Here is a 12,220-nt window from a genome sequence, read left to right on the forward strand (position 1 = left end):
CAGCCCCTTTACTTTGTCCTACAGGATCTCAACCACTTCAAACTCTTCTGCGATCAACTCCATATCTTCAGAAAAATGGCCTTCGCGGCTGAAAAATCTCTGATGCTCTTTCTGCCAGTATTTAAATGGTGTTCTTAAACGGAACGTACGCCAGTTTGCCGGATGGTTTAATAAAAACTCTCCTGGCGTGTCTGCGCGAATGTACTACTTTCAGTAAAGTGACTTTTACAGGGAGGGTCAATGAAACCATTATCGCTTTTATTATTGTCGAGCCTGACGTTAGTGGGTTGTGGCGCGAACAATACCCCTTCAAATACGCCTGTTCCGGGTGTAAAAACCTCCGTCGGGACGAGCACGCTTGAAGCCGGTGCTCAGCTTATCCAGTCCCGTCCGCCCATTGATGCAATGAGTGCCTACCTTGACGGTTTCCATTTTTATAGCGGGGATAAAAATGGCCAGATGGAAGCCCATCATTATGTAACCGTGTTGAATGAAGACGTGATGCAGGCGGTGATCTACGACGGTAACACCAAAGATGCCCGTTTAATGGGCGTTGAGTACATCATTAGTGAGCGTTTGTTTAACACACTGCCGCCGGAAGAAAAAAAATTGTGGCACAGCCATCAATATGAAGTGAAATCCGGCAGCCTGATTGCTCCAGGTTTACCTGCAGTGGCTGACAAAGCATTGATGAGCAAAATTGTGAATACCTACGGCAAGACCTGGCATACCTGGCACACCGACCGCGATAAAAAGCTGCCGCTCGGCATTCCGGCACTGATGATGGGCTTTACCGGGGAAGGGCAGTTAGACCCTAAACTTCTGGCGGACAGAGATCGACGCTTTGACGTGAGCACGCAAGCCATCAAAGAAGAACGTAAGGATATTGTGGCGCACCCAGTTGCTAAGGGAGCGGATGCCTGGCAACGTGGTGAAGAGATCCAGCTTAAGCGGGTTAAAGGTTCAGGTGAGCATGGCCAGGGCGACACAAGCCATTTTTGATATCAAAAGCCTTCAGGAATACCCCGGCAACGCCGGGGACAGGGCCAGTCCTATTATTTTCTCGTCCTCAGACATCAGAAACGCCAGGTGGCTGAAAGATTACCTGCAATCGAGTCATAGCCAGAACGAAACATTTCGCTTTCAACCCCGATGCCCAATTCGACATCAGCGTTGATTTTATAGCTCATACCTGCCTTAACACCCAGAGTGTCACGACCAGTCACCTGATTCCTGGAACTAAACCCTGTGCTTCGATAGTTGGCGAAAGAGGCTTGTTGCACTACGTTGCCATCAAGCAGTTCATGATCCCAGGTGAGCTGCAGCTCAGCTGCGAACGATGCCCCTGAAGCGAGGGGTACATTCCAGTTACCATTCACCCCGATACTTGATCTCAGAGAATCGAAGGTCTGCGAACCCAGCATCAGTCGGCTGCCGTCATTGCCGCTTTCCTTCATGCCGGGACGATGTAATGTGGTGTAATTCAATGACGTTACCGGTCCGGCGTTCACATTATTATTCAGCGCCCATCGATAGCCTCCGCCGGCCGTAACAGAACCTGACAATCCGGTCCAGGTGGCATGGTGGCTTGCTCCGTAAGTTTCTACATTAATGTTTCTGTCCAGCCAGCTGTCTTCAATACCCAATCGGCCAGTGCCGAATAAATACATTCCTTCGGACCTTTCAGCGCCGTAACGAGCATGAATACCCAGATCGAAAGCAGTGGTTTTCCCGGTTGCGGTTTCTGGTGATTTCACCGTCACCGACTGACCGCTGACCGCACCATGAAAGCCATACATCCAGTTGTGATTCTCATCGTTTTGTTTTTCAGCACCGAATACAATGCCATAACTGCTGGCGTCGTACCCTACACTGTCACCCTGACGCTGTTGCCAGAAGCCGCCGCCAAAGGGTATGGCAAAGCTGCGCCATTCGCCTTCCGTCAGTTGCTTCGGCATAACCACAGGATTTGGCCCGCCAACGATCCGCGCTATCTGCTGTTCACGCTGCAGGGAACTTGCGAACATGGCGCTGTAGGCGCCCGCAGAAAGTTGCGGCAAGGCATTGCTGATACTCCCGCCATCAGTGGCTGAGAAATCCAGAGTACGGTACAGCGGTTGTATATCCGACTTAGCTTCCGCCACAATTTTATCCAGCGCTTGCCCTACCTGACGCGCATTAGCGTCCTGCGCATACCGGCTGTATGCGTTTGAAGCGCGCAGCATTGAGAGCTGCCAGCCATTCTTTCCCTGTGGCGTTGTTTGCAGCGTTAGCGTGGGTGAACGGAGCACGCTGTTCACCGCACTGAAATTGCCGTCGGAAGCGTCCGTTTTTAGCAAATCTTGCGTATTCAGACGCCAGTTTGTTGCGTACCAGTCCGGCTGCGGCGCAAACGTCAGTTGACCGTCAAATTGTGCGTGACCGTCCACTCGCAGAGTATCATGCCTGCCGCGCCCGTCGACTTCCAACAACAACTGCCCGGTATTCCCCTGTTGATAAGCACCGGATATATTGATTTGCCCAAGTGAATTACCCGGCGCAAGGATCCCGTTATTTACAAAGCGGCCTTCCTCATTAAGCGTATAGCTGGCGTTGCCGGACAGGCTGGCACCTGGCGCGATAGTCATGCTGTAAATCTGGAAATCGCCATTAAGCGAGGTTTTCCCTCCGTGCGCGTCCAGTGCCAGATTATTGATACCTTCAATGTTTCCGCGGTACGTAAAGCTGAAATCAGCATCGGCAGCTTCCGTCGCTTGCCCGTACGCATTGGCCTTCCGACCGAAGGTAAGCAGCGTTAACCGCTGTTGGCCATAGTCATCCCGCTGGGCGTAGTCCGAATAAATATCACCCTCCAGCCGGGCACCCGTTAATATATTTATATTACCGACCAGCGCGTTCGGTGATATATAAATCGCCGCGCCTTTACCGGCAACCCGTCCGCTGATGTCGGCATTGTCTACCAGCGCTCCCTGCAACTCGGGTAATAACGCATCGTAATAGCCGTCCACGATATGAAGCCAGGATCCGCGATAGTCCACCTCGTTACCCAGGAGGTTATTGCCAAAATCAAAACTGATACCGACGCCACTGGCTCCCAGTGCCTGAACGTCGCCACGTTGAATAAGGCTGTGCTGTTTACCGTAGGCAAACATCACCCCACGGCCATTAACGCCATCGGCGTATATCCGTACACCGGGATCGATGCTCAGGGTGTTATTTTGCCCATCTATACGGATGCCCGCGCCGCCAGCCCCTGACGTCAACAGGTCCGCTTGTTGAAAGATATGGTTATTACTGCCATACACATGCAGGCCAACTCCCAGATTAGCGGTATTGTATTGACCAGCCAGATAGCCATCCGCCTGCTGATTACGCTGAAAATAGCCATTGCGGTTAACGAGCGTTTGCCCGTTGCCATATAGCGAAAAACCGAAAAAGTTACGCCGGTCAATCTGATATCCCATATCCTGCAGCAACGCCAGTTCCGCTTCCATAAACGTGGTGTAATTGCGGTAGTTCTGATGGCTCATCATGCTGTTTTTCAGCTCGATATGGCTCATGTAGTTATCATCGACCGAGCCGTCGTCTGCTAACATTTTCACCGGCACGCCAGGCATGGCGCCTGCAAGGACTTCATCCACATGCCTGCCGGTGAAATAGCCTTTATCAAGCCGTACATCAAAGCCTTGTGGATCCCATCTGTTATTGCATCCATTACACAATATTACTTGCCCTGTCCGGGCAGGATTGCCACGGTCATCGCGCAGATGGCTGGTCCAGGAGCCAAAAGGCACGGTATCGAAAGCGGGCGTGAATGTGCCACTTCCTTGCAGATCGGTAACCATATTGGATATTCCCAGTCCATGGGCCAGCTCATGAACAGCGACGCTGACCAGATCGGCCTTTCCAGTGCGCGGCAATTGCGCGGGCACATAGGGAACGTTATCAAAATCCAGTTTGCCCATGATGAACTGGGCGTGGGAGCCAAAGGTCAGCTCTCCGGTATCAATACCGTTCAATGCGCCTTGCAACTGCGTCAGACTTATAATGCCGTCGGTAACTGAATCGCTGGAACCTGCGGCATTCTCGTCGTTAAACGTCCCCACATTGATAATGGCAGGCAGTTGCCCTGGGCTGGGGGTAATAACCTCAGCCCAGTAACGCATAGCATCGAGTATTTTTTCTTTTTGTTGCTGGCCAAGATCCCAGGTTGACTCAGACGCATTCGGCCAGTCCGGCATAAAGGGGCCATCGCCAACATTAAAGAAACGCACTTCAAATACCGCAATATTATGTGGGTTATAGACCAGATAGCTTTCTCCTGCATACGGATTATTACTGACAAATAAACCCGTTAATGCAGCCGTCATAAAAACCCTTTTCATATTAACCATCCTTGTGTGAAAAAATAATGTTTACGTCCGTCAATATAAATTCACATCTGAGCTCAATGAATCATAAACAAATATAATAATTATCGATGTGGTTTGATAATTTAGAATAACGAGTGACCTTGCCCTGTGATAGCCTCGTTTTTCAGGATTTTATAAACGGTGGAGCGGGCGATCCCAGATTGAGAAACCGGGTCCCGGTGAACAGGAATGTACCGACATATGCAGGGGAAATAACGGATAGGGTATGGTGTCGTGGCATAATCGACATAAGCGTGAGGCTTTACTGTACTTCACGACACCAAAAACTATCAGATCGCTTATCAATCAAAGCCAGCGAGAGCGTTTGAGCCGAAGCCACAGTAATACACAGGCTCCCAGCGTGACAGCGACCGTAGCCGGATAACCAAAGAGCGTCTTCAGTTCCGGCATATGGTCGAAGTTCATACCATACATGCTAAAGACTACCGTCGGGATCACGAGGATGGCCCCCCAACCGGCCAGTTTCTTCACGACTTCGTTTTGCTGCACTGAAACCAGTGCCAGGTTAACGTGCATCGCGCTGCTTAGCAGCTCACGCATGTCATTTACATCCGTTACTACATGGCTTGCGTGATCCTGAATATCTCTGAAATACGCCCTGAGGGGTTTTGGAATAAGTTCTTCATGAATGCGGATAAGCTCTGTACAGATTTCTTCTACTGGCTGAGCGGCGTTGCGAAGCCCGAGTAGATTACGGCGGAGGGAATACACGTCCTGAATAGCTTCACGGTCAAATTCACTGTGAAAAAGTGTCGCTTCTATATCACCAATTTTGGTGTTGAGGCGCGCAGTCAGCTCTGCATAACTGTCAACAATAAAATCCAGAATACAGTAAAGAGGATAAGCCGGACCGTACGAAAGCATGTCCGGGGCCTCAGCAGCACGGGCTCGTATAGGTGCATAGCTCACTGAAGCACCATGGCGCACCGTAATAAGGAAGTTTCGGCCCACAAACAAATGCGTTTCGCCAAACTCAATATTGTCGTCCTGTCCACTGACGGTTTTTACAACGATAAATGCCGAGCTGCCATAACGCTCTATTTTAGGCCGCTGATGTGCATTAAGCGCATCCTCAACGGCCAGATCGTGCAGACCGAACTCCTCCTGGACTTTGTACATAAAAGCAGGTTCAGGCTGCCAAAGCCCCAGCCAGATAAACGCATCGGTATCCTGGATGATTTCGCTGATATCCTCAATATCTACGGTTTCGGCGGGGTGGCCTGAACGGTAGACCATACAGTTAACAATCATTTCCTGACTATCCCTTAAGCATGTGTCTAAGAAGCTTAACCATTTCCGTTAAATTTCCAAATTTTTATGCCGGCAGGTTTTAATATGTTGAATACTCAGAAAGGTCATGTTCACGCGTCGTTCAATCCGGGCACTGACTCTCCAGCCATTGACCGACGACGGGCCATAATTTCTCCGCACATCGCGTACGAAAAAATCCCATATGCCCAATGGACGAAAGACCAAACTCTGCGTGCCGTATCTCGCAGCGTTCTATTTTTGCTTGTTGCACCGGCTCCATCAGCCGCGCAATAGCTTCACGGTTAGCCCAGGGATCGTCATCAAATCCCATTACCAGCACGGGTAGGGTGATCTCACTAGCCCGTTGGCGTGCATTCCAGTGTGGATCATCGTAAAAATATCCAGGCATTGCGCTCCAGCGCCCCCATTGAAGCATGACTGGCGCCGGTAAATCTTCACCCAGCCCCAGGCGCCTGGCAGGCATGTAACCGAAAATACGGCACAGAATCGGAGCCAGAACACGTAATACGCACCAGACACGCACCTTTTCTGTGGTGCGTTTGATGGTGCTCGTCACCCCGGCATGTGAGGCTACAATGACCGCAGCTTGCAGGGCGTGGGTGGCTGTTGAAAGCAGAACGGCATGCCCGCCCACACTGTGTCCTACCGCCAACAGGCTAAGCCCTGGAAAATGTGCTTTAGCCCAGGCGGTTATACATCCGACGTCCTGGTCGATCCAGTCAGACATAGAAACGCGGTAAGTACGGACCAGCCCGGATTTAGAGAGGCCGGTGCCGCGATAATCGTATGTGAGGACGTTGAATCCTCTGTTAAAAAGATATTCTGCGAATCCCTTATAAAACCCCTGTACAACCGCCGTTGCCGGATGAAGGAGCACTATCGCTTTGGCATCGCTTCTTTCCCAAATTGTGGCTGCCAGAAATCCACCTTCATTTACGGGTATTATGACTGAACGCATTCATAGAGCCTTATTTATGTGGTCATACCAGTTATGCCTGAATTAAATCTAGCCTTTACTACCCCATCTGGCGATTTTTTTTACACCCCAGCGTTTGTCCCTCGCTCAAAGCAGACAATAAACCTCGCCCGTGCGTTTTTAGCGAAACACACTGCCTTATGGGCTCAACGTGAGGAAGGGTACTCGCCGGATAAACGCCCCTTTAAAAAATCCTCTTCTATACTCAGTTACGTTTAGGGAAATATGCCGCCGTTTTTCACGTCGCGTTGTTTTAATAGCCATTGCACGCGCGAACAGCAGGGACATATATCCACGAAAACGCCTTAATGTTGGTCCATTTTGCATTTTTTAGAGGGGGATTCCTGGTATGTTGCATTCTCAATCTTCGCGCGTCGGCACTATTTTGCTGCTATTGGCCGCGGTTATAGGCTTCGCGGTGGCGCTATACGCCTGGTGGACGCCGCTTACCGGCGTCACAGGCACCATTGGCGCACTGGGCGTGGCCATTGCCAGCGCGGTGCTGGCGATACTGATCTTTGTGTTACGTGCGGCATCGGGGCGCGGGGCGCGTGTTTTCCTGATTATTGTCACCCTGGTGGTGTTGGCGGGTATTGGTTTTGCCGCCGCGCTGCTGCACCAGTACATCATAACGGCAGCCATGGTGGTCGGCCTGATTGGTCTGATTATGCTGAGCAGCCATTCCGCCCGTTACAACCATTCCGTCAGAACCTGAGGAGCCGCCCGTGCATAACGATAAGCATTATCCCTTCATAAAAGTCAGCATGACGGCGCTGGCGCTGCTGGTCACCCCGTTCGCGCTGCAGGCGCAGGATAAAGCCGCTGAGGCCTCTCAGGGGACCCAGGAATCACTGAATATTGATGCGGCCGATCAGCAGGCGCCTGGAACCACAAAAACCACAGACGATGCCTCAACCGGTAGCGGTGACGGAAAGAAAGTCGCCTCGGCCAGCCAGCCAGCGACGCCGCTGGTGCCCGGCACGCCAACCTGGGACAGCTTCCACGGCCAGCTTAACGCGCAGAAATACAGCCCGCTTACCCAGATCACGGCGGATAACGTCAGTAAATTAACGAAAGTCTGGGAGTTCCATACCGGCGACGTCTCGGATGGTAAAGGTGATACGCCAGCGACCGTGTGGTCCGCAACGCCCATTTTCGCTAACGACACGCTCTACATCGGCACCCCTTTCGATCGCCTGATTGCGCTGGAGCCGGGCACGGGTAAAGAGAAGTGGCACTATGACACCAAATCGTCGCGCAAGGCACTGACCCAACCGGTGCTGAAAAACCGCGGCGTTTCCTACTGGCAGGCCAAAAATCCGGTGAAGGGAGAGGCGTGCCAGAAGATGGTCTATATGGGCACCGTTGACGGCAAGCTCTTTGCGCTGGACGCCGATTCAGGCAAACCGTGCAGCGGCTTTGCGGACAATGGGGTGCTGGATCTGAATCAGTGGAACACCATTAACGCCAAGTATCCGCTCTCTGTCCTGCAACCGCCAACCGTCGTCGGCAACCATCTGCTGGTGGGTTGGGCCGGGAAAGACTGGGCCTATGCCGAAGCGCCTCCGGGTACCGTATTTTCTGTCAACGCCCAGACCGGCAAGCTTGAATGGACCTTTGAGGCGATACCGGCAGAGATCCGCAAGCGTACCGGTACCGCCAACGTCTGGACGCACATGTCCGCCGATGAGGCCAATGGGCTGGTCTATCTCCCGGTCTCATCGCCGTCTCCCAACTATTGGGGCGGCAACCGCGTCGACGCAATTCCGCTTGGCACCTCCACCACCGCGCTGGACATCAACACCGGTAAAGTGGTCTGGTCCCGTCAGTGGGTACACCACGACGTCTGGGATTACGACATCAACTCTGCCCCGACGCTGATGGATATCACCGTAGACGGCAAGCAGATCCCGGCGCTGGTTCAGGCCACCAAGCAGGGCTTCCTGTTTGTGGTTAACCGCCTGACCGGGGAGGACGTATGGCCAATCGAAGAGCGTCCGGTTCCGCAGGGTGATGGTTCGGTCCAGGGCGAAGTTCTCTCGCCTACACAGCCGTTCCCGACCAAACCTGCGCCGCTGCTCGACCAGTCGAAAAAGCCGGAAATCTGGAAGCTGGCGGATATCGTCGGTGGCGGCCAGTGCTCTCGCCTGTGGGATAACCTGACCTATGAGGGAATGTATACTCCGCCTACCACCAAAGGCGAAGGTACGCTCACCTATCCCGATAGCGCCGGCGGCGTGCAGTGGGGCGGGGTGGCGTTCGATCCGCAAAAACAGATCGCCATCGTCAACACCTCGCATATCGTTCAGTACGTGAAGCTCTACAGCCGTGAGGATTACGATAACGCGGACAAAGACTCCGGCAACGAAAGCGGCTTTGCCCCACAGGAAGGCGCCCCGTACGGTATGCGTCTGCTGGTGGCGAGCAACTGGCTGGGCATGCCGTGCTGGCAACCGCCGTTTGGTGAAATCGTGGCGATAGACATGCACACGGGCGATGTGAAATGGCGTCGTCCGGTTGGCGCCTCACAGCAGTATGGCTTCTTCATGCCGGAAAGCTGGGGTTCGCCTACCATTGGTGGCCCGGCAGTGACGGCGGGTGGCGTGATCTTCATCGGTGCTTCAATGGATGCCAAAGTGCGTGCCTACTCGGTAGAGAGCGGAGAAGAGTTGTGGTCCGATCAGGCAGAAGCGCCAGCGGTAGCGAACCCGTCCGTGTATGAATATAAGGGTCGGCAGTATGTGGCCTTCGTGGCTGGCGGGAACACGATCCTGAAGGATCAGGTAGGCGATCAGGTGGTTGTCTACGCGTTGCCGGAATAATTCATCAGGAAGGTGAAATAAGCGTGGGGCCTGCGGGCCCCACTTTATTTTGCAGTAGTCGTTTCACCGACGCGTTATTTATCGGCTGATGCGCCAGCACGCGTTGACATCTGCTCGGCGGACTTCAGATGCTGCTCAACGACCGGCGTGTGCTCGTTGGCCAAAGCCTTCACATCCGGATCGTCGATTTTACTGGCGTCGCTCTTAAGCTTCGACAGCACCTTCTCGTGGTCCTTCACGCCAGCATATTCCATATACATTTTGTCAAAAGCGTCACCGCGCTGGTTTTCAAGCCTTGAGTTCAGGGCTTTATGGGCGGCGTCTGGCTCGGTCGGCAGCTCTACGCCCTTTTTCTGGGCAACGGCCTGCACTTTGGTCAGGGCGGCGCCGTGGTCGTCGACCATTTTCTGGGCGAATGTTTTCACTTCACTGGTCTGGGCCTTGTCCAGGGCGAGCCTGGCGGCGGCGACTTCGTTGATATTGGCCTGCGCCATGTCCTTCAACGCTTTCTCGTCGCCGGAGCTGAGTCTGGCGTCCGGTTGAGCCTGGCCCGCAGCGTTAGTTTGCGCGGCGCTTGTCGTCTGGGCTTGTACGCCAACGGTGCTGAACATTGCTGCAACTGCTGATACGGCTAGCAGCCTTTTCAGGGTTTTACTCGTGTGCATATTGTTCTCCTGATGGTCATGGTACAGGTAAGTTTCGGTTGCTTCAGGCGCAACCGGGCAGATAAATGCTCACTACATGGGTCAGTATAGTAGATGAACCTGCTGCACCCGCTGTTCAGGTCAGTGATGGCTGGAAGTGATGCTCAATCCTTCTACAATATTGATACGGATCATTTACATATTTGGTGCTAATGTTAAATATATAGATTCATCAACAGGAGGAGTGATATGAAAAAAGCACTATTAGGGAGTGTATTGGCTTTAACAGTTGCAAGCTTTGGCGCATCTGCGGCAGATATGATTTCCAAAGATGAAGCGCACCACTTCAAACTTGAATACCTGGGCAATGTATCTGTAGGGGCTTCAGGTGGACAAATTTCTTCACCTTCAGATCTTCATCAAAAACTCTCGAAACTGGCAGATGAGAAGGGCGGGAAATACTATGTCATCATCGCCGCTCGAGAGCATGGCCCTAACTTCCAGGCCGTAGCAGAAGTCTTCAAATAATCTTTCCGAATAACGCAGAAACCCGCTCATAGCGGGTTTTTTGCTTTATAGAGAGCAAAAAAAATGCCCCTGGTGCGGGGCGAGTTTGAGTCAAATCTTTTCTTATGTTTATGTGCTCTAAGGCGTTGGCACAATAACAGCTTATTCAAATAATGCAATCTAAATGCATATTTAAATGCAATGGCCCCATCTGCTGCTCATCTCAAGGTGAAGGCAGCATACGTAACGCAGATAGTCTACGCTTTACATAGGGTTATGGTTAAAACCAGTTAGATACTGGAAACAGTAAACGGCCGCAAGAGGTAAATATGAAAGTTGACGCAATGACGCAAAAGGCAGAGGAAGAAATTTCAGCGCTTATAGCCAAAAAAATTGCAGAATTACGAAAAAAAACAGGGCAGGAAGTATCTGAAATTGAGTTTATCGCTCGTGAGGCCATGACAGGCCTGGAGGGGTATGAAGTAAAAATCAAACTCCTGTAAGCGTTTCTTCCTGAAATGGTCGCTCAATTCTTGCCGCAAAAGAGAACCGGGCGTGGTGCCCGGTTGTTTTATGGATAATCAACGTCTTTATGAGCGAATAAACGTCAGGATATCGGCATTTATGGTATCTGCATGCGTGGTATGCATCCCATGCGGGAAGCCTGGATAGATTTTAAGCTCGCTGTTTGCGAGCAGCTTATCCTGCAGAAGGGAGGCATTTTTATACGGGACGACCTGATCGTCATCACCCTGCAACACCAGGACGGGAACCGTGATGGCTTTGAGATCGTCCGTCTGGTCGGTTTCTGAAAATGCCTTAATGCCATCATAGTGGGCTTTGGCGCTACCGATCATACCCTGACGCCACCAGTTCTGGATTGTTCCCTGCGAAACCTCTGCTCCGTCTCGGTTAAATCCATAGAAAGGACCGCTGGCGACGTCGAGGTAAAACTGGGCGCGGTTAGCGGCCAGCGCCTGGCGGAAGCCGTCGAACACTTCAATGGGCGTACCGCCGGGGTTCGTGTCTGATTTTACCATCAGCGGAGGAACGGCGCTGACCAGTACCGCTTTGGCCACCCGCCCCTGAGGCTGGCCGTACTTCGCAACGTATCTGGCGACCTGGCCTCCGCCGGTGGAGTGGCCGACGTGCACGGCATTACGCAAATCAAGGCTTTCGACCACGGCTGATGCGTCGGAGGCATAATGATCCATATCATGACCTTCACTTACCTGATCGGAACGACCATGACCACGACGGTCGAGGGCGATGACGCGGAAGCCTTCTGCAAGGAAAAAGAGCATCTGGTTATCCCAGTCATCGGCGCTCAGCGGCCAGCCGTGATGGAAAACGATCGGCTGCGCATCCTTCGGACCCCAGTCTTTGTAATAAATACTGACACCATCTTTCGTTGTTACGAATGCCATATTTCAGACTCCTCTGCTAATGGCAACATGTGTGAAGGCTAAGTAAATAGCCCAGCATTTAGGGACGTAATAAAACTGACTTATATTAATCTTATTACTGATATATCCGCTTAAAGTGTAGAAGGGTTCCTGAAAACAG

At 52.2% G+C, this 12,220-nt stretch carries 10 protein-coding genes and 1 pseudogene; 5 read left to right on the forward strand and 6 right to left on the reverse strand.

All coding sequences use genetic code 11. The features are described from left to right. Positions 1-18: 18 nt before the first annotated feature. Positions 19-123, reverse strand: a pseudogene (locus tag ACQG0S_RS10155) (ASCH domain-containing protein); the annotation flags it as partial. Positions 124-240: 117 nt separating this feature from the next. Between ACQG0S_RS10155 and ACQG0S_RS10160 the strand changes: the two are divergent. Further along, on the forward strand, positions 241-1,002 hold the full coding sequence (locus ACQG0S_RS10160) for an OBAP family protein (RefSeq protein ID WP_023300017.1): 762 nt from the start codon (positions 241-243) through the stop codon (positions 1,000-1,002). Between the two features lie 74 nt (positions 1,003-1,076). On the opposite strand, the gene ACQG0S_RS10165 is transcribed toward ACQG0S_RS10160, so the two are convergent. The 3 genes from ACQG0S_RS10165 to ACQG0S_RS10175 form a co-directional block, all read right to left on the reverse strand. Beyond that, a complete protein-coding gene (locus ACQG0S_RS10165; protein ID WP_063138218.1) occupies positions 1,077-4,385 on the reverse strand; it encodes an autotransporter outer membrane beta-barrel domain-containing protein in 3,309 nt (1,102 codons plus the stop codon). Positions 4,386-4,718: 333 nt separating this feature from the next. After that, on the reverse strand, positions 4,719-5,684 hold the full coding sequence (locus ACQG0S_RS10170) for a magnesium and cobalt transport protein CorA (RefSeq protein ID WP_048966601.1): 966 nt from the start codon (positions 5,682-5,684) through the stop codon (positions 4,719-4,721). Between the two features lie 121 nt (positions 5,685-5,805). Then, complete coding sequence (locus ACQG0S_RS10175) at positions 5,806-6,663, reverse strand: alpha/beta hydrolase family protein (RefSeq protein WP_038415997.1); 858 nt, start codon at positions 6,661-6,663, stop codon at positions 5,806-5,808. 367 nt (positions 6,664-7,030) lie between these two features. Between ACQG0S_RS10175 and ACQG0S_RS10180 the strand changes: the two genes are divergently transcribed. Continuing rightward, positions 7,031-7,396 carry a hypothetical protein gene (locus tag ACQG0S_RS10180; RefSeq protein ID WP_023300020.1) on the forward strand — a complete coding sequence of 122 codons (366 nt, stop codon included), beginning with the start codon at positions 7,031-7,033 and terminating at the stop codon, positions 7,394-7,396. A 10-nt stretch (positions 7,397-7,406) separates the two neighbouring features. Further along, positions 7,407-9,503, forward strand: a complete 2,097-nt coding sequence (locus ACQG0S_RS10185) for a pyrroloquinoline quinone-dependent dehydrogenase (RefSeq protein ID WP_048966600.1) — start codon at positions 7,407-7,409, stop codon at positions 9,501-9,503. A 74-nt stretch (positions 9,504-9,577) separates the two neighbouring features. Here the strand turns inward: ACQG0S_RS10185 and ACQG0S_RS10190 are convergent, their stop codons facing one another. Continuing rightward, a complete protein-coding gene (locus ACQG0S_RS10190) occupies positions 9,578-10,168 on the reverse strand; it encodes a DUF4142 domain-containing protein (RefSeq protein ID WP_022648005.1) in 591 nt (196 codons plus the stop codon). 228 nt (positions 10,169-10,396) lie between these two features. Here ACQG0S_RS10190 and ACQG0S_RS10195 point away from each other — a divergent pair, with 228 nt between their 5' ends. Together ACQG0S_RS10195 and ACQG0S_RS10200 are read left to right on the forward strand one after the other, a co-directional pair. Beyond that, positions 10,397-10,675 carry a DUF1471 domain-containing protein gene (locus tag ACQG0S_RS10195; RefSeq protein ID WP_003857380.1) on the forward strand — a complete coding sequence of 93 codons (279 nt, stop codon included), beginning with the start codon at positions 10,397-10,399 and terminating at the stop codon, positions 10,673-10,675. Positions 10,676-10,983: 308 nt separating this feature from the next. Further along, a complete protein-coding gene (locus tag ACQG0S_RS10200; protein ID WP_022648006.1) occupies positions 10,984-11,157 on the forward strand; it encodes a GnsA/GnsB family addiction module toxin in 174 nt (57 codons plus the stop codon). A gap of 87 nt (positions 11,158-11,244) precedes the next feature. Here ACQG0S_RS10200 and ACQG0S_RS10205 read toward each other — a convergent pair whose 3' ends face one another. After that, positions 11,245-12,081 (reverse strand): alpha/beta fold hydrolase, encoded by an 837-nt coding sequence (locus ACQG0S_RS10205; protein WP_022648007.1) that lies wholly within the window; start codon positions 12,079-12,081, stop codon positions 11,245-11,247. Positions 12,082-12,220: the final 139 nt, after the last annotated feature.

Origin of the sequence: Enterobacter cloacae complex sp. 418I7 (assembly GCF_050030705.1) — a bacterium.
GTDB classification, from domain to species: Bacteria; Pseudomonadota; Gammaproteobacteria; order Enterobacterales; family Enterobacteriaceae; genus Enterobacter; species Enterobacter intestinihominis.